Source organism: Amycolatopsis thermalba (genome assembly GCF_003385215.1).
GTDB classification, from domain to species: Bacteria; Actinomycetota; Actinomycetes; order Mycobacteriales; family Pseudonocardiaceae; genus Amycolatopsis_E; species Amycolatopsis_E thermalba.
In genome coordinates, this window is the sequence record NZ_PQHW01000015.1 from 1 (window position 1) to 23,755 (window position 23,755).

Genomic DNA, 23,755 nt, shown 5'->3' on the forward strand with positions numbered 1-23,755 from the left:
GCCCCGGGACCGGCCCTCCCCCACCAACCCGGCGCGAACCGCCCGCCTCCGAAGCCGCCTCCTCCGGCTGAGCGGCTCGTGCCAGGATCGGGGGCATGACACCAGAGGAGCTGTTGACCACCACCCGCAGCGTGCGCAAGCGGCTGGACCTCTCCCGCCCCGTGCCGCGCGAGCTGATCGAGCGGGCGATCACCCTCGCCCTCCAGGCGCCCACCGGGTCGAACCGGCAGGACTGGCACTGGGTCGTGGTCACCGACGCCGACAAGCGCGCCCAGCTGGCCGAGCTGTACGCGAAGTCCTACAAGGCCTACCGCGACACGGGCCCGGCCCCGGAGGAGCGCTACGCCGGCGACGCGGACCGCACGGCCACCCAGCACCGGGTGATGAACAGCGCCGACTACCTGGCCGAGCACATGGCCGAGGTGCCGGTGCTGCTCGTCCCGGCGATCCACGTCCCGGGCGGCAAGCTCCCCGAGGGCAACCAGGCCGGGCTGTGGGGCTCGATCCTGCCCGCGGTCTGGAGCTACATGCTGGCCGCGCGCACCCTCGGCCTCGGCACGGCCTGGACGTCGCTGCACCTGGTCTACGAGAAGGAGGCGGCTGAACTACTGAACATTCCGGACCACGTCCGCCAGGCGGCGCTGATCCCCACCGCGTTCTACACCGGCGAGACGTTCAAGCCGGCGAAGCGGCAGCCCCTGTCCGAGGTCCTGCACTACGACCAGTGGTGACCCGGTGCCCAGGAAGAGCGCGGCGTTCCTGCTCTACCGCCTGACCGGCGACGGCGGTCTGGAGGTGCTCATCGCGCACATGGGCGGGCCGTTCTGGGCACGCAAGAACGAGCGGGCCTGGTCCATCCCGAAGGGCGAGTACACCGACGAGGACCCGCTGGTCGCGGCACGGCGCGAGTTCGCCGAGGAGGTCGGCGAGCCCGTGCTCGCGGGCGAGATCCTGGAGCTGGGCGAGTTCCGCCAGTCCAGCGGCAAGGTCATCACGACGTTCGCCGCCGAGGGGGACTTCGACCCGGCCGGGTTCGCGAGCAACACGTTCGAGATGGAATGGCCCAAGGGATCCGGCCGCGTGCAGGAGTTCCCGGAGGTCGACCGCATCGAGTGGACCGGTCCCGATCGCGCGGCCGAGCTGCTGGTGAAGGGCCAGGTGCCGATCGTCGAGCGCCTGCGGGAAACCCTGCTCGCGCGCGGAGTTCTGCGCGCCTGAATGGCACGCGGCCGGCGCGCGACGCCATCGGCATCGCGCGTGTGCGGGAGCCCCGTTGGCAGGTAACGCCTCGGGGTTTCCGCACATCGAGCGGCTGCCGCGAACCCCGTCCGCCTCAAGGAAGCCACGCCCGGAGAACCGGCCCGATCGAGTTCGCCGAACGCTCAGAGCGCGCCCATTGAATCGGGAGATCGAGCCACCGAATCCGGGGACGAACCGACCGAACAAGGAGACCGAGCCCACCAAACCCAGGCACCGAGCCCACCGAAACCCAGCGACCGAGCGCATCGAACCCGGAGGCCGAGCCCACCAAATCCAGACACCGAGCGCATCGAACCCGGAGGCCGAGCCCACCAAATCCAGACACCGAGCGCATCGAACCCGGAGGCCGAGCCCACCGAACCCAGACACCGAGCCCACCGAACCCAGCGACCCAGCCCAAATCCAGAGACAAGCCCACCGAATCCGAGGCCGATCCCACGGAGCCCACCGAACCCCGGACACCCGCAACGGCGGGGATACCACGGCGCACCGCGAATCCCCGCCGCCGACGGCTCACGCGAGCGAAACCGCCACCTGCTCCAGCTTGTCGAGCGACTCCTGCATCCCGCCCTCCATACCGGACTCGAGGTGCCCGTCGCGGGCTTCCTTGCTCGGGTACTCGGCCAGCACGGTGAGCGTGGTCCGCCCGTCGTGCTCGGTCAGGGTCAGCGTGTTCAGCGAGGACGCGCCCGGCATGCCCTCGAACACCTCCGTCGACACGATCCGCTCGTGCGGCACGACCTCCTGGTACTCGCCGTGGAAGGCGACCTCGAAACCGCCGTCCGCGACCATCACGTAGCGCCATCTCCCACCGGCCCGCAGATCGACCTCGACGGACGTCACCTCGCCACGCTCGCCCGCCCACCAGCGCTTCACCAGCTCCGGCGTGGTCCACGCCTGCCACACCAGGCGCGCCGGCGCGTTGAACTCACGCGTGATCCGAATCTGGTTGTCCGCCGGAAGCGTCACCTTCGCCGTACCGCTAGTCGTCACCGCGACCATCTCCATCCTCCAGTTCCTTGAGTTCTTCCAACACCGTGTCCAGACGGTCGAACCGCTCGTCCCACAACCGCTGGTAACCGCTGACCCACTCGTGGATGTCCTTCAACGGACGGGCGTTGATGCGGTACACCCGCTGCCGTCCCGAATCGCGAACCTCCACCAGCCCCACCTCCCGCAGGACCCGCAGGTGCTTGGACACCAGCGGCTGGGCGAGCCCGAGCACCGACACGAGGTCGTTCACCGGCTTCTCCCCGCCGGCCAGGAGGTCGAGGATCTGCCGCCGCCGCGGTTCGGCCACCGCGTTGAACGCGTCCGCTGTCGTCGCTGCCCGTGCCATGCACCCAATATATACCCATATGGGAATGCGTCAAGGAACCCAGGCAACTGCATCGATTTCGACCAGGTAGCGCGGGTCGAACAGCGACTGCACCCCGACGAGCGTGCTCGCCGGGCGCGTCGTCACCCCGGCGTGCAGCGGCGCGAGAATCGCCTCGGCCAGCTCCGGCCGGTACCCCGCCACGTAGATCGTGTGCTTGACCAGGTGCTCCCGGCTGGTGCCGGCCGCGGCGAGCGCGACGTCGATGTTGCGCACGATCTGCTCCACCTGCGCGACGTGATCACCCTCCCCGACCGGTTCACCGTGGGCGTTCCAGGCGACCTGCCCGGAGAGGAACACCAGGCGCGACGCGGGGACGGTGACGGGCAGGCTGAACACTTGGGGCAGCGCGAAGAGCCCGGCCGGCTTGGCGTACTGCGGCATCTCACTCTCGGTCATCGCCGCAGCCTAGGACCGGCCACCCAGCGCGGCTATCTCGCGGAACCGGGCGGCAGCCACCGGCGACGGAGCCGCACGTGGCTAGCCTGGAGCCATGACGCCTGGCGAACTCAAACGACTGTGCCTGTCCCTGCCGGGTGCGCGCGAGGAGTTCCCGTTCGGCGAGGCCAACAGCGTCTTCAAGGTCGCGGGCAAGATGTTCGCCCTCAGCCCGCTGGAGTCGACGCCGCTGCGGATCAGCCTGAAGTGCGACCCGGACCTCGCGGTGCAGCTGCGCCGCGACCACCCCGCGATCACCGCCGGCTACCACCTCAACAAGCGGCACTGGAACACCGTCGTGCTGGACGGCTCGGTGCCCGAGGACCTGGTGCGCGAGATGATCGAGGACTCCTACGACCTGGTCGTGGCTGGGCTGCCGCGCCGGGAGCAGGAGAAACTCCAGTGGGTCGCGCTCGGCCAGGAGAAGGCGCCCCGCGGACCCACTAACCTACGCCGGTGACCGTCGAGCTGAGCCTGCTGTCGCACGTCGCCTGCCGCGGGCGGGAGATCACCGCGCCCCGGTTGCGGAACCTCCTCGCGCTGCTCGCCGCCGACCTGACCACCGGCTGCGGCACGGGCCGGCTCGTCGGCGGGCTGTGGCCGGACGAGCAGCCCGAGAACCCGGTGAAGGCGCTGCAGATCCTCGTCTCGCGCGCCCGCTCCCAGCTCGGCGCGGACCTGATCGCCAGCACGCCCACCGGCTACCGCCTCACCCTCGAACCCGCCCAGGTCGACGCCGCGGCGCTGCTCCAGCACGCCTCCGCCGCCCGCACCGAGGATCCGGCGGCCGCGCTCGCCGAGGCGGACGCAGGGCTCGCCCTGTGGGACGGCTCCGCCGACGACGGCCTGGACCCGCTGTCCACCCTGCGCCGCGAACGGCAGTCCGCCCACCGCTTCCTGGTCCGGGCCCGCGGGCTGGCGCTGTCCCGGCTGGGCCGCCACGCCGAGGCGCTCGATCCGCTCACCGCCGCCGCGAGAGACCGGCCGCGGGACGAGGAAGTCCTGCTGGAACTGCTGCGGTCGGAGTCCGCGACCGCCGGCCCGTCGGCGGCGCTGGCCCGGTTCGAGACCCACCGCCGCGCCCTGCGGGACGACCTCGGCACCGATCCGGGGCCGGAACTGCTGTCCTGGCAACGGGAAACGCTCGCCGGCGAGCAGCCCGTGGTCCGGCACGGCATCCCGCACGACCCCAACCCGCTGCTCGGCCGCGCGGACGACATCGCGGCGATCACGCACCTGCTGCGCCGCTCCCGGGTCACCTCGATCGTCGGTCCCGGCGGGCTGGGCAAGACCCGTCTCGCCCACGCGGTCGGCCGGGCCGCCGAACAACCGCTCGTCCACTTCGTCGCGCTGGCCGGCGTCCGCGCCGACGAGGACGTCGCCGGCCGCGTCGCCACCGCGCTCGGGTTCGGCGGGGCGCGCCGCACGCCCGGCCCGCGCCCGCCGGACGACCTGACCGGCATCGCCGAGGTCCTCGGCGCCGCACCGGCGCTGCTGATCCTGGACAACTGCGAGCAGGTCCTCGACGGCGTCGCCGAGCTGGTCGGGGCCCTGGTGTCGATGACCCGCGACGTGCGCGTGCTGACCACCAGCCGCGCACCGCTGGGGCTGTCGTCGGAGTCGGTGTACCCGCTGCCGGAGCTGGACCTGGACACCACGATCGAGCTGTTCACCCAGCGCGCCCGGGCCGCGCGGCCGGACGCGGACCTGCCCGCGGACGTCGTGACCGGCCTGTGCCGTCACCTCGACGGCCTGCCGCTGGCGGTGGAACTGGCCGCGGCGCGGGTGCGGGTGCTGTCCGTCCCCGAGATCGCCCGGCGCCTGTCCGACCGGTTCGCGCTGCTGCGCGGCGGCCCACGCGACCGGCCTCAGCGGCACCGCACGCTGCAGGCCGTCGTCGACTGGAGCTGGCACCTCCTCGACGAGCACGCGCAGGCGGCGATGCGCACGCTGTCGGTGTTCCCGGGCGGGTTCACCGAGGACGCCGCCCGGCACCTGCTGGGCGGCCACGACACCCTCGACGTCCTCGGTGAGCTGTCCGGCCAGTCGCTGCTCAAGGTCGTCGACACCCCGGTCGGCACCCGGTTCCGGATGCTGGAGACGGTGCGCGAGTTCAGCGCCGCCCGCCTCGCCGAAGCCGGCGCGACCGCGCGCGTCACCGAAGATTTCCTCGCCTGGGCGCGGGATTTCGGTCTGGCGCACCACGAATCGGTGTTCGGCGCCGACCCGTACACGGCGAGCGAACGGATCCGCGCCGAGCAGGACAACCTCGTGACGGCGATGCGGCTGGGCATCGAGCGCGGGGACGGCCCGACGGTCGCGGCCACGGCGGCGGCGCTGGGCGCGCTGTGGACGGCCGACTCCAACTACTCCCGCCTGGCCGCGCTCACCACGGACGTGCCCGCGGTGCTCGCGCACTTCCACCCGAAACCGGAGTTCGTCGAGGTGACCCGCACCGCGGCGACCGTGTGCGTCACCGCGACCTTCATGCTCCAGGGCCCTCGCGCGGTGCGGTCGCTGCTCGTCCTGCGGCGGCTGCCCGAAGCGCCGCCGACCACGCTGATCCGGGCGCTGGCCACGGTGCTGGCCCGGTTCCCGGAGATCACGCGGTCCGGTCGCCGCGCGCTGGACGCCCTGTGCGAGAGCGAGCAGCCGCTGCTCGCCTACGTCGCGCGCGGCGTGGACAGCTACTGGTGGGAGACCGACGGCGACACCGCTCGCGCCCTCGCGTCGGCGCTGCGGATGCTGGACGCCGCCGAGGTTCCGGACGCGCCCTGGCTGCGGCTGATGGCGCGCGCCCGGCTCGGCGAGCTGCACCTGCAGCGGGGCGACGCCGGGGAGGCCACCCGGCACCTGAGCGCGGCGATGCGGCTGCTGCAGGATCTCGCGCCCTGGCCGGACACGATCGGCATCCGGTGGGGTCTCATGCTCGCCCGCCGCCAGGCCGGCGCGGTCGACGAGGCCGAACGCTGGCTCACCCGGTCCAGCCCGTCCACTGTGGACGACCGCTTCGACGTCGTCACGTTCGACCTCGGGGTGCGGGCGGAGATCGCGCTCGCCCGCAACGAGGTCGAGCACGGGCTGGCGCTGTGGCGGCAGGCGGTCGCCCGGCAGCGCGACAACGGCGTGCTGCCCCTGCGCGAAGCGCCCGGCCTGGACTCGTGGACGCTGGAGCTGATCTCGGTGACGGTGATCGCGCACGCGCAGCACGGCCGGCTCGACCTGGTCGCCGACCTCGTCGCCGAACTCCCCGCGCTGGTGCCGCCGCTGTTCAGCGAGAGCGCGGCGAAACTGCCCGCCTACCTGATCGGGATGGCGGTGCGCGGAACGGTCCTGCTCGCGCTGGGCGTGCTGGCGCTGGACCGCGGCGACCCCGCCGGGGTGCGGATGGTGGCGCTGGCCGAGCGGCTGGGTTTCCTGCGGAACTTCCAGCCGACGATGTCGCCGGCCGGGATCCGGGCCGCGGCCGAGAACGCCGACGGGCCGGCGTACGCCGACGCGGTGTCGGAGTACGCCGGCCTGGGCCCGGACGAGCTGCGCCTGGCGGCGCTGGAGCTGGTCAGCGAGTCGGTTCGCGGTTGAACAGGGCCTTCGCCCACACGTAGCCGAGCAGGGCGATGCCCACCCCCCAGCCGACCGCGGCCCAGCCGTACCAGCCGATCGGCGTGCCGGCGAGCAGACCACGCAGGGTCTCGATGACCGCGGTGAACGGCTGGTACTCGGCGAACCAGCGGATGCCCGACGGCATCGAGTCCAGGGGCACGAAGGCGCTGGACAGGAACGGCAGCAGCAACGTCATCGGCATCACGATGTTGCTCGCCCCCTCGACCGTCTTGGAGAGCTGGCCGAGCGCGGCGGAGAACCAGCTGAGGCCGAGCGTGAGCAGCAGCAGGACGGCGGTCACGAGCAGCCAGTCCCCGATCCCGGCCGAGGTGCGGAAGCCCAGCAGCAGGGACACGCCGAGGACGATCAGCAGGCTCGCCACGGCCTGGATCACGTTGCCCAGGACGTGTCCGGTGAGGACGGACGCGCGGGCGATCGCCATGGTGCGGAAGCGGGCGACGATGCCCTCGGTCAGGTCGGAGCAGATCGCCACGGCGACCGGCATCGTGGCCGATCCGACGGTGAGCAGCAGCATTCCGGGCACCAGGTAGGCGAGGTAGTCACCGCTGGCCGGCCTCCCGGTGAGGCCGGCGCCGATCGCGCCGCCGAAGACGTAGTTGAACAGCAGGAGCATGAGGATCGGCATCGCGGCGACGCTCAGCGTCATCGACGGGTAGCGCAGCGCGTGGCGGAGGTTGCGCCGCAGCATGGTGGCGGAGTCGGTGAGCGCGGGCATCAGCGGGAAACCTTCTCTTCGGTGGGGTGGCCGGTCAGGGCGAAGAAGACGTCGTCCAGGTCGGGCGTGTGCACGGCGAGGCCTTCGGGCTCGATGCCGGCGTGGTCCATGCGGTCGAGCAGCGCACGCAGCGACCGGACCCCGCCGTCGCTGGGGATCTGCAGGGTGAGGGCCTCGTCGTCGCGGGAGACCTCGCCGAACGTGCGGGCGGCCAGGTCGAGGGTCGGGGCGTCGGCGAAGCGCAGTTCGACGTGCCCGCCGGGGATGCGGCGCTTGAGTTCCGCCGGGCTGCCCTCGGCGACGAGCGCGCCGTGGTCGAGCACCGCGATGCGGTCGGCCAGCTCGTCGGCCTCCTCCAGGTACTGGGTGGTGAGGAAGACGGTGACGCCGCGGCCGACGAGGTCGCGGATGATGTCCCACATGGTGTGGCGGCTGCGCGGGTCGAGCCCGGTGGTCGGCTCGTCGAGGAAGATGATGCGCGGCTCGCCGACCAGGCTCATCGCGAGGTCCAGCCGTCGCCGCATGCCACCGGAGTAGACGGCGGCGAGTTTCTTGCTCGCCTCGACCAGGTCGAAGCGTTCCAGGAGGTCCGCGGCCCGGCGGCGGCCCTCGGCCTTGGGCAGGTGGTGCAGGTCGGCCATCAGCCGGAGGTTCTCCTCGCCGGTGAGCTTGTTGTCGACGGCGGAGAACTGGCCGGTGACGCCGATGGCGGCGCGGACCTGCCCGGCTTGGGCGACGAGGTCGTGCCCGGCGATGCGGGCGCTGCCGGAGTCGGCCCGCAGGTAGGTCGACAGGATCTGGACCATGGTCGTCTTGCCCGCGCCGTTGGGCCCGAGCAGGGCGAAGATCGAGCCGGCCGGGATGCGCAGATCGATCCCGCCGAGCACGACCTTGTCCCCGAACGCCTTGCGCAACCCGGCGACCTCGATGGCCGGGGTGGTCGTGGTGGTGGTGGTCAAAGCCCCCTCCTCGGTGTGAGTTCCGTTGCTGGGACGAGCATCGGAGGAGGCGGCTTCAGGCCGGCTTCACCACGGTTTCAGGGGTGCCGGCGGCGGTTTCAGGGCCTCACCAGGACCGCCCGGTGACACGAGCAGGGGCCCGTCCCCCCGAGGACGGGCCCCTTGATCCCCCTTGGGTCAGACTCGCGCGAGTTCCGGCTCCGGTGCGCGGCGCAGGCGCACCACACCCGACGCCGCGATCAGCAGGCCCAGCGCGGCGATCCCGGTGATCACCGTCAGCGCCGGGGTCAAGCCGGTCAGCAGGGAGCCGCCGCCGCTGCCCGTGAGCACCGCCGTCACGATCGCGAGGCCGATCGCGCCGCCGACCTGCAGCGACGTGTTCAGCAGGCCTCCGGCCAGACCCTGCTCGTTGTCACTGATACCGGTCGTCGCCTGGATGTTCAGTGACGAGAAGGCCAGGGTGAAGCCGATGCCGAGCAGGATCATGCTCGGCAGCACCGAACCGGCGTACCCGGAGTGCTCGTCGACCCGCAGGAACAGCACGTACGCGATCACGTGCGCCAGCACGCCACCCAGGATGGTGCGCGACGTGCCGACCCGCTCGATCAGCGGCTCGATCCGCGGCGAGCCGAACGCCACGATCAGCGCCGCGGGCAGGAACCCGAGCGCGGTCTCCAGCGCCGACCAGCCCAGCACGTCCTGCAGGTACAGCATCACCACGAACTGGAACCCGATGTAGGCCCCGAAGAACAGCGCCGCCCCCAGGTTGGCCCGCGCCAGCGGCCCGGAGCGCAGGATGCCCAGCCGCAGCAACGGGTGGCTGCTGCGCTTTTCGATCACCACGAACGCGGTCAGCAGCGCCACCGCGACGGCGAACGTGATCAGCGTCCGCGGCGCGGCCCAGCCGACCTCCGGCGCCTCGACGACACCGAACACCAGCAGCAGCGAACCGGCCGCGCCGGTGATCGCGCCGGGCAGGTCGTAGCCGCCCGCCGAGTGGTCCCGTTCGTACGCCGGGACGACCTTGATCGCCGACACCAGCGCGATCAACGCGATCGGCACCGGCAGCAGGAACGTCCACCGCCAGCCGACCTCGGTCAGCAGCCCGGAGAACACCAGGCCGGCGGAGTACCCGCTGGCGCCGAACACCGCGAAGATGCTGATCGCGCGGTTGCGGGCCGGGCCCTCCTGGAACGTGGTGGTGATGATCGACAACGCGGCCGGCGCGGTGAACGCCGCCGCCAGGCCCTTGATGAACCGGCTCGCGATCAGCAGGGCGCCGTTGTCGACGAGACCGCCGAGCAGCGAGGCGACCGCGAACACGGCCACCGCGACGAGGAACACCCGCCGCCGGCCGAGCAGGTCCGCCGTGCGGCCGCCGAGCAGGAGCAACCCGCCGTAGCCGAGCACGTACCCGCTCACGACCCACTGCAGCGCGCTGGTGGACAGGCCGAGCTCGGCCTGGATGGACGGCAGCGCGACGCCGACCATCGAAACGTCGAGGGCGTCCAGGCCCACGACGGTGGACACGGTCAGCAGCACGGCCCACAGCCGCGCGTCCCACCGTGTCGACGTGGTGGACAGGTGCGCAGGAGAAGTCATGGCAGTCAGATTACATGCACACGCATCTAATGCAAGAGGGTTTAATGCATTTGCATCAAATTCCCGCGCATGCTATGGTGCCGCCATGGGTGACGTCGCCGACGGACGGCTCGTGCAGCAGTGGCACGAGCTGATGGCCCTGCACGCGACCGTCTGCGGCGAGCTGGAATGCCGCCTGCAGGACCGGCACGGTATCGGGGTGAGCGAGTTCGAGGCCCTCGAGCGGCTCGCGACCTGCGACACCAAGTGCCGCTCCGCCGACCTCCTCGACGCGGTGCACCTGAGTCAGAGCGCCACCTCGCGCCTGGTCGCCCGCCTGGAGAAGGAGGGCCTGGTGGACCGCGCGATGTGCGAGCAGGACCGGCGCGGCGTCTTCGTCATGCTCACCGACGCCGGGCGGCGCCGCTACGAGGAGGCGAAGCCGACCCACCGCGCGGTGCTGCGCGAGACACTCGGCCAGGCCCGTATCCCGAAGGCCGGTTGACCCGCCGCTCCACGGGGTAGCTCACCGCCACGCGCAGACGCCGACGGTGGGAGTGCAACCGTGAGCGAGCACAGCAGGGAAAGCGTTGCCGGCCGGGCGAAGGCCGGCCTCGACCGCGTGGACGCGGTGCAGCGGGAACACAAGTCGCTGTCGGTGCCGGTCGCCGTGGTGCGGAAGTTCCTCGAGGACCAGTCCACGAACCTGGCGAGCATGATCGCCTTCTGGGCGTTCTTCTCGATCTTCCCGCTGTTCCTCGTTCTGATCACGCTGCTCGGGTTCTTCGTGCCGGACAACCCGAAGACCGACGTGCTCGGGCACGTGGGCCAGATGTTCCCGCTGCTGGACCCCGCGACGATGCAGGGCTTCGGCGGGTCGGTGTGGGCACTGGTCCTCGGGCTGGTCACCGCGCTGTGGAGCGGGCTCGCGGTCGTGCGCGCGACGCAGACCGCGTTCAACTCGGTGTGGGAGCTGCCCTTCCACGCGCGGCCGAGCCTGCCCGAGCAGATCGGCCGCAGCGTGCTCGTGCTGGTGACGATCGGGCTCGGGCTCGTCGTCAGCACGCTGATCAGCGGGTTCGTCTCCAGCGGCACGGACCTGCTGAACCTGGGGTGGCTGGGCCGGATCCTCGGTTACGCCGTCGCGATCGTCCTGGACATCGGGTTGTTCGTCGCCGCGTTCCGGATCCTCACCGACCGCGAGGTCTCCACGCGTGACGTGCTGCCCGGCGCGGTGCTGTCCGGTGTGCTGTTCTGGGTCCTGCAAACGCTTTCGTCGCTGATCATCAGCCGCTACCTGCAGAACGCGCAGAGCACCTACGGCACGTTCGCCACGGTCATCACGCTGCTGTGGTGGTTCTACCTGCAGAGCATCATCACGCTGCTCGGGGCGCAGCTCAACGTCGTCCTCAAGGACCGGCTGCACCCGCGCGCGCTGGTCGGCGCCCCGGAGACCGACGCCGACCACCGCGCCTACGAGTCCTACGCGGAGGAACGCGCCTACCACGAGCAGGAGCGCGTGGACACCGAGTTCCCGCCCGAGCAGCGCGGCTGACTACTCCGCGCCGGTCACGAACGCCTCCCGCTCGGCGGCCGGCCGCTCGCGCAGGGCGAGCACCGCGGCCAGCGTCACCAGGCAGGCCAGCAGCATGTACCCGGACACCGCGAGCGACGTGCCGGTCTCCCCGACCAGCCAGGTCGACACCAGCGGCGCGAACCCGCCGCCGAGGATCGCGCCGAAGGCGTAGGCGAACGAGACGCCGCTGTAGCGGATACCGACCGGGAACAGCTCGCTGTAGGCCGCCGCCTGCGGGCCGTAGGTCAGGCCGAGCCCGAAGCCGAGCACGATCACCGCGGCCAGCATGAGCGGCACCGAGCGGGTGTCGAACAGCAGGAAGAACGGGAACGTCCAGGCCCCCATCGCCAGCGTGCCGACGAGGTAGGTGCGGCGCCGGCCCCACCGGTCCGACCAGTGCCCGGCCAGCATCGTGAACACGCCCCACGAGACGGCGCCGACCATGCCGATGGACAGCATCGTGGTGCTGGACAGCTTCAGCGTGCGGGTGCCGTAGGAGTTGATGAACGCGATCAGGATGTAGCCGACCATGTTGTTGGCGATGAACAACCCGATCGCGATGACGAGTTCGCGGCGGTTGGTGCGCAGCAGCTCGGCCAGCTGCGCCGAGCGGCGGGCGCGGCGGGCGCGCAGCTCGCTGAACACCGGGCTCTCCGACACGCGGGCCCGCACGAAGAAACCGACGGCGATGAGCACGACGCTGAGCAGGAACGGGATGCGCCAGCCCCAGCGGGCGAACTGGTCGTCGGTGGTCACCGCGGAGACGCTGAAGAACACCAGGTTGGCCAGCAGCAAGCCGATCGGCACGCCGATCTGCGGGAACGAGCCGAAGTAGCCGCGACGCCCGGGCGGGGCGTGCTCGACCGACATCAGCGCCGCGCCGCCCCACTCGCCGCCGGCGGACAGGCCCTGCAGCAGCCGCAGCACGACGAGCAGGATCGGCGCGGCGACGCCGATCGAGTCGTAGGCGGGCAGCAGGCCGACGCCGATCGTGGAGATCCCCATCAGCAGCAGGGTCGCGACGAGAACCGCCTTGCGGCCGACGCGGTCACCGAGGTGGCCGGCGACGATCCCGCCGATCGGCCGCGCCACGAAGCTCACGCCCAGCGTGGCGAACGAGGCCAGCAGCGCCGCGGTGCCGTCCAGCGAGGGGAAGAACTGCTTGCCGAACACCAGACTCGCGGCCGAGGCGTAGATGAAGAAGTCGTACCACTCGATCGTCGTACCGACGAGGCTCGCGCCGACGACGCGGCGCAGCTGCCCGCCGTCGTGCGACCGGCTCGTCCGGGCCGAAGCCTCGGGCGTGTGCGTCATGGGCCATCCCTTCCCGCCATTGGAAAGAAGATCAAAGGTTTGATTAGTTCCCTGGCAACGTAGATGCCACACTGCCGGAAGACCAGGGGCGGGTGCAGACCTTTACCGTCCTGAGACCTTCGGCTGGGACCGCTTCCGGCGGGCCGGGGCGCACCGAGCTGGCACGGCCAGCGGGACCTTGAGCAAGCGGGGGCGCGTCCGCTTCCGGCACGCCCGCGGCGCACCAGCCTCGCACAGGCCAGCCAGGGGACGCTGGGCAGGCAGGTGGGCACGTCCCCTGGCGGCAGACCCGCGGCGCACCAGCCTGGCACAGGCCAGCCAATCCCCCAGCACACCCCACCTGGCGCAGCCCCTTCCGCAGGCGAGCAGCCCCCGGCGCAGACCGCCGGGCGCGCTGCCCGGCCTCCGCCGTCCCCCACGCACCAGCCCGGCGCGAGCGAGCCGCCAGAGTCAGAGGAAGTCCCGCAGCCGCGTGGCGAACGCGGCCGGGTCGGCGGCGAAACCGGTGTGGTCGCCGGGGAACCGGGCCGGCTCCACACCCAGCTCCGCCGCCAGCGCCTCCGACGTGCATTCGCACAGCTGACCGGCGGATTCCTCCCCGATGCCGATCACCACCGGGCGGGTGCGCAGGACCTCGAAGTCCGGGATCCAGCGGGTGGTCGGGCGGTACATGCGCGCGTACTGGTAGTTCGCGTCGGCCAGGTCCCGCGGGCTCGGCTCCTGGGCGAAGAACTCCTGGAACACCGGCTCCGGGAGGTGGATGTCCGCCATCTCCAGGAACTTCCGCATGGCGCCCACCGGATCACCGGCGAAGTGCGTCGCGATGACCTCCCCGCCCTGGGCGCGGATCCGGTCGGCGTCCGGGAGCAGGTCGCTCAGCGGCGGCTCGTGCGCGATCACGGTCGTGACCAGGTCCGGGCGCGCCTGGGCGAGCGCGAGGGCGCTGACGGCGCCGCCGCTGGAGCCGAACACGACCGCGGGACCGGCGTCGGCGTGCTCGATGAGCCGGGCCAGGTCGTCGGCGCGGATCTCCGGCGTGGAGTCCTGCTCGGGGTCGTCCACCGGGCTGCGGTTGACGCCGCGCGGATCGGTGGTGAGCACCGTGTGGTCACCGGCGAGCAGGTCGGCGAGCGGGGCGAACGGGCGCGCGTCCATCGGGGCGCCGACGAGCACGACGAGCGGGCCCTGCCCGCGGATCTCGTGGTGGAGACGCGCGCCGGGAACGGGAAGTGTCCGGGACATCAGAATCCTCCTGGGGAAGCGGTTTCGAAGGTGGTGACCGCCGGCGTGGGGCAGAATCATCGCTCGTGACGGAACTGGCCGTGGACCTGGAGCTGGCGCGCACCGGGGACGACTCGGCGTTCACCCGGCTGGTCGAGCCGCTGCGGCGGGAGCTGCACGCGCACTGCTACCGGATGCTGGGGTCGGTGCACGACGCCGACGACGCGTTGCAGGAGGCGTTGCTGCGGGCGTGGCGGGGGCTGCCGGGCTTCGAGGGGCGCGCTTCGCTGCGGTCCTGGCTCTACACCGTGGCGACGCGCACCTGCCTGGACGCGGTGGAGCGGCGGGGCAGGCGGGCGCTGCCGATGGATCTCGGGCCGTCCAGCGATCACGTGGTCACCGGGGACGCGCCGCGCACGGACGTCGCGTGGCTCGGCCCGTACCCCACGGGTCCGGACACGCGCGCCGAACAGCGGGAGGCGGTCGAGCTGGCGTTCGTGGCCGCGTTGCAGCACCTGCCGGGCAACCAGCGGGCGGCACTGGTGTTGTTCGAGGTACTGGGGTTCTCGGCGGCCGAGATCGCGTCGATGATGAACACCTCCGCCGCCTCGGTGAACTCGGCGCTGCAACGGGCGCGGCGGATCATGCCGGCGCGGGAACCGGTGCCGGACGCCGCCCGGGTGCGGGCGCTGGCGTCGGACTACGCCGGCGCGCTGGAGCGGGGCGACGCGGACGCGCTGGTGGCGCTGCTGACCGAAGACGTGACGTGGTCGATGCCGCCGATGCCGCACTGGTACCACGGGATCGACGCGGTGATGTCCTTCGCGCGCCGGTATCCCCTCGCGTCCTGCGGCTCCTGGCGGCACCGGATCGTCTCCGCGAACGGCCTGCCCGCGGTGGCCTCGTACCTGAGCCGGGAGGCTGCGTTCGAGAGCTGGTCGATCAACGTGCTGACCCCGCGGGACGGCCGGATCGCGGAGGTCACCTCGTTCGTGGCGCGGGAGCACTTCGCGGCGTTCGGCCTGCCGGACGAAGTGGACTGACCGCGCGGTCCTGAGTGGACCGGTTTACCGGAGATCACGCCTGGGTAAACCGAAGATCCTCCGGTTGACGAGTCAGCGGAGGAGGTGATGCACCGTGGACCACATGGTGCATCGGCCGGATCGGTTCACCAGTGTCGTGGACGGGCCGTCGGAACTGGCGGCGCTCCGGCGGCGAGTGCGATTCATGCTCGCCGGCGTCGGCGAACACCACGTCGTCGACGCGCTGCTGGCGACCGACGAGATCGCCAGCAGCGCCTGGCTGTCCACGCGCCAGCCGTTCACGGTGCGGCTGGGCTGGGCGGGCGCGGACACCATCCGGGTCGACGTGACGATCGCCGCCGAGCCACCCGCTCGCGGTGACCTCGGCACGTCGGCGGACGTCCTCGACGGCATCGCCGCTCGGTGGGGCATGACCCCGCGCCGCGGCGGCACGATGCTGTGGGCGGACGTTCCGGTCGCCGCCCCGGTCGCGCCGGACGGACCGGCGCTGGACGCGGTGCACGTGACGGAACCGGCCTGAGTGGTCGCCGGTGGTCCGGCTCCGGGCCACCGGCGGCTGCGGATAGAGTGTGCGGGCTCGAGCAGACCGTCGATGGAGGATCCGTGCCGCAGGCCTTCGCCACCCGCTGGACGCGCGAGGGGAGCGAAGTGATCGTCACCATCGTCGGCGAGGTCGACCTCACCACCGCGCCCCGCGTCCGCGAAGCAGTGAAGGACGCCCGCGACAGCGTCGGTCCGGTGCCGCTCACCACGGTCATCCTCGACCTGTCCGAGGTCGAGCACCTGGACTCCCTCGGCCTGGCCGTCCTGGTCGAGACGGCCGCCGAATGCCACTCCGCCGAGCAGGCGCTGGCGCTGATCTGCCCGACGCCGGTCGTCACGCGGCCGCTGGAGATGACCGGCCTGAACGGCATCCTGACGATCACCGCCTCACTGGACGAGGCACGCGACGCGGCCCGGCGGTACCTGGAGCACTAGGCGCTGGTGGTGGACCCGGGCCGCACGATCATCAGCACCGTGACCGTGGCCCACAGGATGTTGAAGATCCCGGTGTACATCGCCAGCCGGGCCGGGGCCCGCGGTGGGAGTTCCGCCTGCTCGGCCACGCCGTCGAGGATGCCCTGCTGGCGCGGCAGCACCACCAGCACCAGCACGGCCGCCGCGATCGCGGTGAGCACGATGGACACGACCACCCACGCGTCGCCCGTCACGCCCAGGCTGCCGGCCGTCGCGAAGCCGAAGACCGGGATCGCGATGCCGACGGCGGCGTAGACCCGGCAGATGCGGTGCAGGGTGCGCAGGACCGCGAGGTCGTGGTCGGTGCCGGCGACGGCGCGGCGGGTCGCGACGGGGAACATGCTGGCCGCGACCGTGACCGGGCCGATCGCGACGAGCGCCGCGAGCACGTGGAGGGAGAGCAGAACCTTCGTCACGGGCAGGGACGGTAACGGCCGCCGCCGATCTCCGGAACTGGCGCGATGGCCAACTTCCACCGGATTCTCGCCAGCGGGCCGACCAGGGCGGTCCTGGCGGAGCCGGGTGGCGAGGGCCTACGGTGTCGCCATGCACACCGTCGCCGTGCTGGCGCTGGACGGCGTGGTCCCGTTCGACCTGGCCACCCCGATCGAGGCGTTCACCCGCACCCGGTTGCCGGACGGCCGCCCGGCCTACCGGGTGCGGGTCTGCGCCCCGAGCCCGACGATCGACGCGGGCACGTTCACGCTGCAGGCCCAGTGGGGCCTCGACGCGCTCGCCGACGCCGACACCATCATCCTGCCCGGCTGCGCGAACCCGGCGGTGCCGGTGCCGGAGGACGTGCTGGACGCACTGCGCAAGGCGGCCGCGGACGGGACGCGCATCGCGTCGATCTGCGCCGGCGCGTTCGTCCTGGCCGCGACCGGGCTGCTCGACGGGCTGCGCGCGACCACGCACTGGGTCGCCGCGGACCTGCTCGCGCGGCGGCACCCGGAGGTCGAGGTCGACCCGGACGTGCTGTACGTGGACAACGGCCAGTTCCTCACCTCGGCCGGCGCGGCGGCGGGGCTGGACCTGTGCCTGCACCTCATCCGGCGCGACCACGGCTCCGCGGTGGCCGCCGACGCCGCGCGGCTTTCGGTGATGCCGCTGGAGCGGGAGGGCGGCCAGGCGCAGTTCATCGTGCACGACCAGCCGCCCGCGCCGCGGGGTACGCTGCTGGAGCCGGTGCTGCGGTGGATGACCGACCACCTGGACCGGGACCTGACGCTGGCCGACGTGGCGGCCCGGGCCGGCATGAGCACGCGGTCGCTGAACCGCCACTTCCGCGAACAGACCGGGACGACGCCGCTGCAGTGGCTGCACCGCGAACGGATCCGGCAGGCGCAGTACCTGCTGGAGACGACGCGGCACCCGGTGGACCGCATCGCGGGCCAGGTGGGGTTCGGCTCACCGACCGCGTTCCGGGAACGGTTCCGGCGGGTGGTCGGCACGAGCCCGAACGCCTACCGGGCGGCGTTCCAGAAGCGGGACTGACGCTCACCTCAGCCACGCAGGGACTCGTAGGGCTTCACCGCCGGGTAGTAGTCGGTGAACTCCGGGCGTGGCGCGCCGGTGCGGGCGGCCACCAGCAGGTCGAGGTAGTACTCCCAGCCCGGCCCGATCTCGCCGATGCCCTCGAAGAGAGCGATCCCCACCCCGCCATGCGCGGGACGGGGCCGTTCCGTCCAGTCCTGGTACTGTCCGCTCATGACGCCCCGGACCCGTCGCGCGCCGAGCGGCGCCGCCGTGCTGCGTGTCGAACTCACCGACGCCATCGTCGAGGTCGTGATCGACGAGCTGGCCGAGAAGGGCTACGCGCGCACCTCGATGGACGGTGTCGCCAAGCGGGCGGAGGCCGGGAAGAGCTCCCTGTACCGCCGGTGGTCCTCGAAGCAGGACATGGTGGCCGACGCGGTGTCCCAGCTGAGCGTTCCGCTGGTCGACATCCCGGACAGCGGCTCGCTGCGCGGCGACGTCGAGCGCGCGTTCGAGATGGTCGTCAAGTGGCTCAGCGACGAACGCCTGGGCCGGATCCTGCCCGACCTCACCGCCGAGGCCAAGCGCAACCCGGCGCTGGCCAAGGCGCTGTCCGAGCACCTGGAGAACCCGCGCCGCGCCAAGGCGGAACCGGTGCTGGACCGCGCGATCGCCCGCGGCGAGCTGCCGCCGGACGTGGACCGCGAGCTGGCGCTCGACATGTTCGCCGCCCCGATCTACTGGCGCTACACCGTCCGCCGCACCGAGATCACACCCGAGTTCCTGGCGACGCTGGTCGACTCGACGCTGGCGTTCCTCGGCGCGCGCCCGGCGCAGAAGTAGTCACCGCAGCACCCGGAACGTGCTGCGGTGGAACACCACCGGCTCCGCGCCGGGGAAATCGGTCAGCGCCGTGATGCCGAGCAGCGCGATGACGTGGTCCCCGGCATCGACCTCGCCCGTCAGCCGGCATTCGATCTGCAGCGCACTGTCCTCGACCAGCACCGCGCTGCCGCGAGCCACCCACGGCACACCGGCGAACCGGTCGCCCTCCGGCATCGCGAGGCTGCGGCAGATCGCGCCCTGCCCGGCCGACAGCACACTGACTCCCAGGGACGGCGCCCGGCGCAACTGCCGCCAGGTCCGCGAAGCCTTCCGCACGCACACCGACACCAGCGGCGGCTCCAGCGACACGGCGGTGAACGTGCTCGCGGCCATGCCCACCGGCTCGCCGCCGACCAACGCGCACACCGCGGCCACACCGCTCGGGAACTGGCCGAACGCCGCGCGCAGCGTCGTCCCGTCGATCACGTCCGCGCTCCTTCCCGCTCGGACGACCAGGCGTCGCGGAGGAACTCGATCGCCGGGTGGACCACCTCGGGGCTGCTGAACACCGCGGTCGCGTGATCGGCCCCGGGCACCACCTCCAAAGTGGACTGCCCGCCCGCGGCGAGCACGGCTTCGTGCAGCCGTCTGCTCTGCCCCAGCCCGCACCGGTGGTCGGCGTCGCCGTGGCTGATCCGGAACGGCGGCACCCGCGACGCCGCCGCCACCGCGCGCGACACCGCCGCCCCGGCCACCACGTCCGGCCGCGACGCCAGGGGAAACCCGAAGAACTGCGACCCGACATCCACCATGGTCCGCAGACCGGCCCGTGTGGGCTCGAAGGCGTCCTCGACGATCGTCGAGAAGTCCGTGACCGGGTAGTGCAGCACCACCGCGGACAGCCGCGCGGACACCGCGGGGTGGTCGCCGACCGGCCGTCCGATCCGGCCGGTGAGCGCGGCCAGCGCCATCAGGTAACCACCGGCGGAGCTGCCCCACCCGGCGATGCGCGTGGGGTCCAGCCGGTACCGGTGGGCGTGCACGCGCACCCACCGGATCGCGGCGAGCACGTCCTCGACGGGCTCCGGGTAGCGCGCCTCGCCGGCGAGCCGGTAGTCCAGCGAGGCCACCGCGATCCCGTGCCGCAGCAGGGCCGCCCACGGGCCCATTTCCTTGACTCCGCCGAGGAAACTGCCGCCGTGCGCGTAGACCACGACCGGCACCGGACCGGCCGTTTCGAGCGGGACGTGCAGGTCCAGCGTCAGCGGGCGCCAGCCGACCGGGATCGCGTACCTGACGCCGAGGTACGACTCGGCCCCGTCGAGCACCCGGACCGGCCGGACCGTCCGCAAGCGAGGGTCAGCGAGGTGGTGCGAGGCCGGTCGCGTGAACGGGACCTCGGACGGATGTGGGAGCGTCATGCCTTCCGCACCCCCGGCAGGTAGCGGCCGGCGTCCGGGATCTCACCGGTCAGCTCGGCGGCGCCGACGAACGCGTTCTTGGCGTCGATGCTGTCGTGGCTGGCGAACGTGCGCGCGTTGCGCCAGAACCGGTCCAGCCGGTACTTGTTGGCGGTGCTGCGCGCGCCGGTGAGGTCGTGCACGCGGGCGGTCACGTCCAGCGCCGCGGTGGTGCAGGCGACCTTGACCTTGAAGAACTCGGTCATCAGCGCGCGCAGGTCGGTCGTCGCGCCGGCGTTCGCCAGCTTCCGGCAGGTGTCCAGCAGATAGGCGCGGCCCGCGGCGAGTTTCGCGGCCATCTCGCCGATCTGCCGGTGCATCAACGGATCCGCCATCGCGGAGGGGAACATCGGCATGCTCGCCCGGTTCAGCCCGCGCAGGTACTCCAGCATCGCCGCATACGCACCTTCCCCGATTCCCTGCAGCAGCAACGCGTGTCCCGGCAGGACGAGGTCCACGAACACGACCTCCGACTCCGGCGCCGCGTAGTGCCAGCCGTCGGGCACGAACACCTCGGCGTAGGTGATGGTCTGGCTGATCGTGCCGCGCTGGCCCATGTTGTCCCAGTCGCCGTGCGCCTCCACGCCGGGCGCGTCGAGCCGGATCAGCGCGTGGTGCCGGGAGGTCGCGCCGTCCGGCTCGGTGATGCGGAAGCTGACGTTGGCCAGGTCGCGTCCGCCGCCGCCGCTGTTGGTGTTGAACGTCTTCACGCCGTTGACGACCACGCCGCCGTCGACCCGGCGTCCGGTGACCGGGCCGGTGCCGCCGGTTTCGGCGTTGGAGGCGACGATGCGCCGCCCCTGGAAGATCAGCTCGTCGGCGATCGCCTGCTTGGTGGAGGCGGGCAGCGGCGCGGACATCACCTCGCGGGCCTGCAGGGCGGTGGTCGCCCAGCACTGGCCGGTCGAGCCGTCGCCGGCGGTCACCTCCAGCGCCGCCTCGACCACCCGGTCCCAGCCGGCGAAGGTGCCGCCCGTCCACAGGCCGCCGAACTCGACGGGGACGTTCGCGCGCTGCAGACCGGCCTCGCCGAGCAAGCGCATCGCCTCGGTGGGATCGACGCCGAGCGCGTCCACCGCCACGCCCAGCTCGGCGATGCGCGGCCGCAGCGCCTTGGCGCGGGCGACGATCTCGTCGTAGCTCGCGGGGGCCGACGGCCAGGCGGGGATTTCACGGTTTTGCGTGGTCACGGACATGAACATCGTCCTCCCGGGAGTTTTCGATGAATGGACGATACGGTGTCGTCCCGTCCAAAGTAACTCGCCCGGAGCGGGCCAACAAGAGTCTGGACAGCCGGGGAACATCCGGCGTACGCTGCTTGGACGCGACGATACCGTATCGACCATTCGCGAGCGCTGTTCCGTGGCGTGGTGGGGGGACCGCCATTCACCCCGGATGTCCAGGAGTGCTCATGAACCCAGACGGAAACCACCAGTTGCGACCGAACGCGGTGGGCATCTTCGACATGATCCTCATGGTGATCGCGGTGACCGCGCCGCTCACCGCGGTCGCCTCTAACCTCTCGCTGAGCCTCGCGTTCGGCGCCAGCGTCGGCACGGTCGGCGTGCTCGTCCTGGTGCTGGTGATCCTGCTGGTGTTCTCCGCCGGTTACGTGGCCCTGAGCCGCCAAGTGGTCAACGCCGGCGCCTACTTCGCCTACATCGGGTTCGGCCTGGGGCGGCGGATGGGCGGGGCGTCGGCACTCGTGGCGACGCTGGCCTACAACCTCGCGGCGGCCGGGATGTCGGTGGCCGTCGGGTACTTCGGGCACCTCGGGCTGTCGGCCTACCTCGGCGTGGACGTGCCGTGGTGGGTGATCGCGCTGGTGGCCACCGGTGCCACCTGGGTGGTCGGCTACTTCGGCGTGACGATCGCGGGGAAGGTGAACGTCTTCGTCGCCGTCACCGAGTTCGCGATGCTGCTGGCGTTCGCGATCGCCGTGGTGGCGCGGCGGCCCGGCGGGTTCTCGGCCGGCGTGTTCGCGCCGGGCGCCGTGTTCGGCGGCAACTTCGGCCTCGCCGTGGTGTTCTGCATCCTGTCCTTCGCCGGGTACGAGGCGGCCGCGATCTACGGCGAGGAGGCCCGGTCGGCGCGGCGGAACGTCGGCCGGGCCACGTATTCCGCGCTGATCGTGCTGGCCGTGACGTTCGTCTTCGTCATGTGGGCGATCGCGGCGGCGTTCCCGGACGCGGTCGCGGTGGCGCAGGCCGATCCCGGTGCACTGCTGGTCGCCGCGATCACCGCCTACCTCGGCTCGTGGGCCGGGCCGGTGCTGAGCCTGATGATCACGTTCAGCTTCTTCGCGGCGGCGCTGTCCTTCCACGCGATCGCGTCGCGGTACATGTTCTCCCTGGCGCGCGACGGTTTCCTGCCGCGCGGGCTGAGCCGGGTGCACCCGCGGTGGCGGACACCGGTGCCGGCGGGGACCGTGCAGCTGGTGGTGTGCGTGCTGGTGGTCGTGCCGTTCGCGGTGGCGGGCGCCGATCCGATCGTGACCTTCTTCCCCGCGGTCTCCGGGATCACCGCGCTGGCGATCATCTACCTGATGGCCGCGTGCTCGGCGAGCATCGTCACCGCTGCCGCGCGCGGGCGGATCACCGGTCCGGTGTGGACGGTGCGGGTGGCGCCGTCGATCGCGTGCGTGGCACTGGTGAGCTGCGGGGTGGTCATCGTCGCGCACTACCCGGAGATCACCGGTAGTGATTCGCCCGTCATCAGCGCGCTGCCGCTGTCCCTCGTCGTCGCCGCGGTCTACGGCTGGTTCGCGGCGCGGACCCGGACCGTCACCGAGCAACCGGCCCTGGCCTGAAAGGAAGTCCCATGAGCTACACCCCGAATCCCGGCGACACGCTGGTGTTCGAGAACGACCGCGTGCGGGTGTGGTCGATGACCCTGCCGCCGCGCGGGATGTACGACTGGCACCAGCACCACCACGACCACCTGATCATCTGGCCGGACCCGGGCCGCGCGGAGGCGCAGCGCCTCGGCGAGGAGGAGTGGCCGGTGCGGCAGACGGCGGAGGCCGGGTACGTGGCGTTCAAGACCGTCGGCAGTGGCGGGCCACTGACGCCGCACCGGATCCGCAACCTGGAGGACCACGCGGTGACGCACTACATTGTGGAGCTGATCAGCGAGCCGTCACCGAGCCCGGTGGAACTGCCGTCGGAGACGAACGACCGCGGGTCGGCGGTGGACGTGCGTACCGGCGAGCCGTTCTAGGAGGGTCACGTGCGAGTCGCCCTGCGCCCGGCGACGGAGGGCGACCGCGAGTTCTGCTTCCGGCTGCACGAAGCCGCGATGGGCGCCTACGTCGCGGCCGTGTGGGGCTGGGACGAGCGGGAGCAGCGCGCGTACCACGACCGCGGTTTCGCTCCGGGCCGGTGGCGGATCGTCACCGTGGACGGTGCTGACGCGGGGATGCTCAGCGTGGAGCACCGCCCCGGCTCGCTGTACCTGGGGCGGATCGAACTGCTGCCGGAGTTCCAGGGCCGCGGCGTCGGGAGCCTGCTGATCACGGACCTGATCGCCGACGCGGACCGGCACGAGGTCGCGGTGGAGCTGGACGTGCTGGCCGTCAACACGCGGGCCCGCGCGCTGTACCGGAGGCTGGGTTTCCGCGAGGTGCGCCGGCACGGTGACGGCGATCGCAAGATCACCATGAGGTACCACGGAACGCGGACGGGAACCCGCTGATCTGGCGAACCCCTGATCCCGGCGAGCGGGGGGGGAGACCGGTGGTGACCCGCGGGGCCCCGACCGTGGCACGCGGTGGCGCGCAGGGCACGGTGGCAGGCACAGCACGCGCGGGTTGGGGCGCGGTGGCCCGAGCCGAGGGCCTGCACAGCCCACATGGCTCGCGGTGGTGGCG

The 23,755-nt window shown here is 72.0% G+C and carries 27 protein-coding genes; 14 read left to right on the top strand and 13 right to left on the bottom strand.

Annotation, left to right across the window (positions count from 1 at the left end):
- Nucleotides 1–95 precede the first annotated feature (95 nt).
- Both D0D15_RS09030 and D0D15_RS09035 read left to right on the top strand, forming a co-directional pair.
- Entirely contained in the window at nucleotides 96–731 is a 636-nt protein-coding gene (locus D0D15_RS09030) for a nitroreductase family protein (protein WP_094004195.1), read from the top strand.
- Between the two features lie 4 nt (nucleotides 732–735).
- The gene (locus D0D15_RS09035; RefSeq protein ID WP_094004194.1) at nucleotides 736–1,218 is read left to right on the top strand and encodes an NUDIX hydrolase; all 483 of its coding nucleotides are present in this window, start codon (nucleotides 736–738) and stop codon (nucleotides 1,216–1,218) included.
- A gap of 555 nt (nucleotides 1,219–1,773) precedes the next feature.
- On the opposite strand, the gene D0D15_RS09040 is transcribed toward D0D15_RS09035, so the two are convergent.
- The 3 genes from D0D15_RS09040 to D0D15_RS09050 are packed head-to-tail and all read right to left on the bottom strand — an operon-like array spanning nucleotide 1,774 to nucleotide 3,037.
- A complete protein-coding gene (locus D0D15_RS09040; RefSeq protein WP_094004261.1) occupies nucleotides 1,774–2,262 on the bottom strand; it encodes an SRPBCC family protein in 489 nt (162 codons plus the stop codon).
- A complete protein-coding gene (locus D0D15_RS09045; protein WP_094004260.1) occupies nucleotides 2,243–2,599 on the bottom strand; it encodes an ArsR/SmtB family transcription factor in 357 nt (118 codons plus the stop codon). The genes D0D15_RS09040 and D0D15_RS09045 overlap by 20 nt, the downstream gene beginning before the upstream one ends.
- A gap of 30 nt (nucleotides 2,600–2,629) precedes the next feature.
- The gene (locus D0D15_RS09050; RefSeq protein WP_167481482.1) at nucleotides 2,630–3,037 is read right to left on the bottom strand and encodes a RidA family protein; all 408 of its coding nucleotides are present in this window, start codon (nucleotides 3,035–3,037) and stop codon (nucleotides 2,630–2,632) included.
- 94 nt (nucleotides 3,038–3,131) lie between these two features.
- On the opposite strand from D0D15_RS09050, the gene D0D15_RS09055 reads away from it, so the two are divergent.
- Both D0D15_RS09055 and D0D15_RS09060 read left to right on the top strand, forming a co-directional pair.
- Nucleotides 3,132–3,536, top strand: coding sequence for an MmcQ/YjbR family DNA-binding protein (locus tag D0D15_RS09055; protein WP_094004192.1), 405 nt, complete (start codon nucleotides 3,132–3,134; stop codon nucleotides 3,534–3,536).
- A complete protein-coding gene (locus D0D15_RS09060) occupies nucleotides 3,533–6,658 on the top strand; it encodes an ATP-binding protein (protein WP_115944362.1) in 3,126 nt (1,041 codons plus the stop codon). The genes D0D15_RS09055 and D0D15_RS09060 overlap by 4 nt, the downstream gene beginning before the upstream one ends.
- On the opposite strand, the gene D0D15_RS09065 is transcribed toward D0D15_RS09060, so the two are convergent.
- The 3 genes from D0D15_RS09065 to D0D15_RS09075 all read right to left on the bottom strand — a co-directional run bounded on the left by D0D15_RS09065 (nucleotide 6,636) and on the right by D0D15_RS09075 (nucleotide 9,976).
- Nucleotides 6,636–7,415, bottom strand: a complete 780-nt coding sequence (locus D0D15_RS09065; RefSeq protein ID WP_094004190.1) for an ABC transporter permease — start codon at nucleotides 7,413–7,415, stop codon at nucleotides 6,636–6,638. The two genes, D0D15_RS09060 and D0D15_RS09065, sit on opposite strands and share 23 nt — an antisense overlap.
- Entirely contained in the window at nucleotides 7,415–8,374 is a 960-nt protein-coding gene (locus D0D15_RS09070; RefSeq protein ID WP_094004189.1) for an ATP-binding cassette domain-containing protein, read from the bottom strand. The genes D0D15_RS09065 and D0D15_RS09070 overlap by 1 nt, the downstream gene beginning before the upstream one ends.
- A 177-nt stretch (nucleotides 8,375–8,551) precedes the next feature.
- Nucleotides 8,552–9,976, bottom strand: coding sequence for an MFS transporter (locus D0D15_RS09075; protein WP_094004188.1), 1,425 nt, complete (start codon nucleotides 9,974–9,976; stop codon nucleotides 8,552–8,554).
- Nucleotides 9,977–10,061: 85 nt separating this feature from the next.
- Here D0D15_RS09075 and D0D15_RS09080 point away from each other — a divergent pair, with 85 nt between their 5' ends.
- On the top strand, nucleotides 10,062–10,460 hold the full coding sequence (locus D0D15_RS09080) for a MarR family winged helix-turn-helix transcriptional regulator (protein ID WP_094004187.1): 399 nt from the start codon (nucleotides 10,062–10,064) through the stop codon (nucleotides 10,458–10,460).
- A 60-nt stretch (nucleotides 10,461–10,520) separates the two neighbouring features.
- Nucleotides 10,521–11,510, top strand: coding sequence for a YihY/virulence factor BrkB family protein (locus tag D0D15_RS09085; protein WP_094004186.1), 990 nt, complete (start codon nucleotides 10,521–10,523; stop codon nucleotides 11,508–11,510).
- On the opposite strand, the gene D0D15_RS09090 is transcribed toward D0D15_RS09085, so the two are convergent.
- Nucleotides 11,511–12,845, bottom strand: a complete 1,335-nt coding sequence (locus D0D15_RS09090; protein WP_115944363.1) for an MFS transporter — start codon at nucleotides 12,843–12,845, stop codon at nucleotides 11,511–11,513.
- Between the two features lie 450 nt (nucleotides 12,846–13,295).
- Nucleotides 13,296–14,087 (bottom strand): alpha/beta fold hydrolase, encoded by a 792-nt coding sequence (locus tag D0D15_RS09095; protein WP_094004184.1) that lies wholly within the window; start codon nucleotides 14,085–14,087, stop codon nucleotides 13,296–13,298.
- Between the two features lie 65 nt (nucleotides 14,088–14,152).
- Here D0D15_RS09095 and D0D15_RS09100 point away from each other — a divergent pair, with 65 nt between their 5' ends.
- The 3 genes from D0D15_RS09100 (at nucleotide 14,153) to D0D15_RS09110 (ending at nucleotide 16,087) form a co-directional block, all read left to right on the top strand.
- Nucleotides 14,153–15,109, top strand: coding sequence for a sigma-70 family RNA polymerase sigma factor (locus D0D15_RS09100; RefSeq protein ID WP_094004183.1), 957 nt, complete (start codon nucleotides 14,153–14,155; stop codon nucleotides 15,107–15,109).
- A gap of 103 nt (nucleotides 15,110–15,212) precedes the next feature.
- Nucleotides 15,213–15,629 carry a hypothetical protein gene (locus D0D15_RS09105; protein ID WP_094004259.1) on the top strand — a complete coding sequence of 139 codons (417 nt, stop codon included), beginning with the start codon at nucleotides 15,213–15,215 and terminating at the stop codon, nucleotides 15,627–15,629.
- Nucleotides 15,630–15,712: 83 nt separating this feature from the next.
- Nucleotides 15,713–16,087, top strand: a complete 375-nt coding sequence (locus D0D15_RS09110; protein ID WP_094004182.1) for an STAS domain-containing protein — start codon at nucleotides 15,713–15,715, stop codon at nucleotides 16,085–16,087.
- Here D0D15_RS09110 and D0D15_RS09115 read toward each other — a convergent pair.
- On the bottom strand, nucleotides 16,084–16,542 hold the full coding sequence (locus tag D0D15_RS09115) for a DUF2269 family protein (protein WP_115944364.1): 459 nt from the start codon (nucleotides 16,540–16,542) through the stop codon (nucleotides 16,084–16,086). The genes D0D15_RS09110 and D0D15_RS09115 overlap by 4 nt on opposite strands.
- 130 nt (nucleotides 16,543–16,672) lie before the next feature.
- On the opposite strand from D0D15_RS09115, the gene D0D15_RS09120 reads away from it, so the two are divergent.
- Nucleotides 16,673–17,620 carry a GlxA family transcriptional regulator gene (locus D0D15_RS09120; protein ID WP_094004180.1) on the top strand — a complete coding sequence of 316 codons (948 nt, stop codon included), beginning with the start codon at nucleotides 16,673–16,675 and terminating at the stop codon, nucleotides 17,618–17,620.
- A gap of 8 nt (nucleotides 17,621–17,628) precedes the next feature.
- On the opposite strand, the gene D0D15_RS09125 is transcribed toward D0D15_RS09120, so the two are convergent.
- Nucleotides 17,629–17,835, bottom strand: a complete 207-nt coding sequence (locus D0D15_RS09125; RefSeq protein WP_198958148.1) for an SRPBCC family protein — start codon at nucleotides 17,833–17,835, stop codon at nucleotides 17,629–17,631.
- On the opposite strand from D0D15_RS09125, the gene D0D15_RS09130 reads away from it, so the two are divergent.
- Complete coding sequence (locus D0D15_RS09130; RefSeq protein WP_094004179.1) at nucleotides 17,834–18,445, top strand: TetR/AcrR family transcriptional regulator; 612 nt, start codon at nucleotides 17,834–17,836, stop codon at nucleotides 18,443–18,445. The genes D0D15_RS09125 and D0D15_RS09130 overlap by 2 nt on opposite strands.
- Here D0D15_RS09130 and D0D15_RS09135 read toward each other — a convergent pair whose 3' ends face one another.
- From D0D15_RS09135 to D0D15_RS09145, 3 genes are read right to left on the bottom strand one after another with little or no spacing between them, the layout of a single operon-like run.
- A complete protein-coding gene (locus tag D0D15_RS09135; RefSeq protein ID WP_094004178.1) occupies nucleotides 18,446–18,913 on the bottom strand; it encodes a flavin reductase family protein in 468 nt (155 codons plus the stop codon).
- Complete coding sequence (locus tag D0D15_RS09140) at nucleotides 18,910–19,848, bottom strand: alpha/beta hydrolase (protein ID WP_094004177.1); 939 nt, start codon at nucleotides 19,846–19,848, stop codon at nucleotides 18,910–18,912. Before D0D15_RS09140 ends, D0D15_RS09135 begins: the two co-directional genes overlap by 4 nt.
- On the bottom strand, nucleotides 19,845–21,083 hold the full coding sequence (locus D0D15_RS09145; protein ID WP_094004258.1) for an acyl-CoA dehydrogenase family protein: 1,239 nt from the start codon (nucleotides 21,081–21,083) through the stop codon (nucleotides 19,845–19,847). Before D0D15_RS09145 ends, D0D15_RS09140 begins: the two co-directional genes overlap by 4 nt.
- 215 nt (nucleotides 21,084–21,298) lie before the next feature.
- Between D0D15_RS09145 and D0D15_RS09150 the strand changes: the two genes are divergently transcribed.
- Genes D0D15_RS09150 through D0D15_RS09160 form a run of 3 tightly spaced genes read left to right on the top strand, consistent with a single transcriptional unit; the run spans nucleotide 21,299 to nucleotide 23,580 of the window.
- Nucleotides 21,299–22,696, top strand: coding sequence for an APC family permease (locus tag D0D15_RS09150; protein ID WP_094004176.1), 1,398 nt, complete (start codon nucleotides 21,299–21,301; stop codon nucleotides 22,694–22,696).
- 11 nt (nucleotides 22,697–22,707) lie between these two features.
- A complete protein-coding gene (locus D0D15_RS09155) occupies nucleotides 22,708–23,106 on the top strand; it encodes a cupin domain-containing protein (protein ID WP_094004175.1) in 399 nt (132 codons plus the stop codon).
- Between the two features lie 9 nt (nucleotides 23,107–23,115).
- On the top strand, nucleotides 23,116–23,580 hold the full coding sequence (locus tag D0D15_RS09160) for a GNAT family N-acetyltransferase (protein ID WP_233157121.1): 465 nt from the start codon (nucleotides 23,116–23,118) through the stop codon (nucleotides 23,578–23,580).
- The last annotated feature ends 175 nt before the right edge of the window (nucleotides 23,581–23,755 follow it).